We start from the raw sequence: 1357 nt of genomic DNA on the forward strand, positions 1-1357 counted from the left end.
GGGGGGGGGGCGGCGGGCGCGCGGCCCCGCGGGGGGGGGGGGGGCCCCCGGACGGTGTCTGGGTGGTGGTGGTCCGCTCAGACGTTGACGCCGAAGTCCTGCGCGATGCCGCGCAGACCCGAGGCATACCCCTGGCCGACGGCGCGGAACTTCCACTCCGCCCCGTTGCGGTACAGCTCGCCGAAGACCATGGCGGTCTCCGTCGAGGCGTCCTCGGAGAGGTCGTAACGGGCGATCTCGGCGCCGCCCGTCTGGTTCACGACGCGGATGAACGCGTTGCGCACCTGTCCGAAGGACTGCTGTCGGTTCTCGGCGTCGTAGATCGAGACCGGGAACACGATCTTGTCGACGTCGGCGGGCACGGCCGCGAGGTTGACCTTGACCTGCTCGTCGTCGCCCTCGCCCTCACCGGTCAGGTTGTCACCGGTGTGCTCGACCGAGCCGTCCGCGCTCTTCAGGTTGTTGAAGAACACGAAGTCCTGGTCGTTGCGTACCTTGCCCTCGGCGTTCGTCAGAATGGCGCTGGCGTCGAGGTCGAAGTCCGTACCCGTCGTGGTACGGACGTCCCAACCGAGGCCCACGACGACCGCCGTGAGGCCCGGAGCCTCCTTGCTCAGCGATACGTTGCCGCCCTTGCTGAGGCTGACTCCCACGAGTCCTCCCTGTGGTCTGAGGGGCGGGGAGCCCCCGTAGTGCGTCTGGCATCGGATCAACGTCTGGATCCTAGTGAGGGGTTCCCGTACCCCGCGAGAGTTCCCGCAGGGTGTCGCCCCCTCGACCGCGCTCGGGCGCGGCTCAGAGCGCGTCGATCGCCCGGACGTACTCGTTCAGGTCACGCGCGTCGGGCAGCGCGTTGACGACGGTCCACTGGACGACGCCCTCCTTGTCGATGATGAAGGTGCCGCGCACCGCGCAGCCCTTCTCCTCGTCGAAGACGCCGTAGGCGCGGGAGGCCTCGCCGTGCGGCCAGAAGTCGCTGAGCAGCGGGTACTCGAGGCCCTCCTGCTCGGCGAAGACCCGCAGGGAGAACGGGGAGTCGTTGGAGACGGCGAGCAGCTGCACGTCGTCGTTGACGAACTTGGGCAGCTCGTCGCGCAGGGCGCAGAGCTCGCCGGTGCAGACCCCGGTGAAGGCGAACGGGTAGAAGAGCAGCACCACGTTCTTCTCGCCCCGGAAGTCCGAGAGCTTCACGGTCTCGCCGTGCTGGTTCTTGAGCTCGAAGTCCGGAGCCTTGGTGCCGACGGCGATCGCCATGGTGAAGCTTCCTCTCGGTGGGGCTGTTCGGGTGGGTTCAGCGTAGTTGGCGGGGGGTTCGGCGCGTGGCGCGGGCTCCGGGAACGGGTGAGGCCCCCGGGGG

At 69.0% G+C, this 1357-nt stretch carries 2 protein-coding genes; both read right to left on the bottom strand.

From position 1 onward, the window contains the following. Positions 1-77: 77 nt before the first annotated feature. Entirely contained in the window at positions 78-653 is a 576-nt protein-coding gene (locus ACFW9D_RS12655; RefSeq protein WP_188339142.1) for a TerD family protein, read from the bottom strand. A 142-nt stretch (positions 654-795) separates the two neighbouring features. After that, a complete protein-coding gene (locus tag ACFW9D_RS12660; RefSeq protein ID WP_188339141.1) occupies positions 796-1254 on the bottom strand; it encodes a peroxiredoxin in 459 nt (152 codons plus the stop codon). Positions 1255-1357: the final 103 nt, after the last annotated feature.

The sequence above is a fragment of the Streptomyces sp. NPDC059524 genome (genome assembly GCF_042749255.1).
GTDB classification, from domain to species: Bacteria; Actinomycetota; Actinomycetes; order Streptomycetales; family Streptomycetaceae; genus Streptomyces; species Streptomyces xanthii.

Bases quoted from the DNA above. Each gene is read 5' to 3' on its own strand.
- ACFW9D_RS12660 (WP_188339141.1), bottom strand. From the start codon at position 1,254: ATGGCGATCGCCGTCGGCACCAAGGCTCCGGACTTCGAGCTCAAGAAC.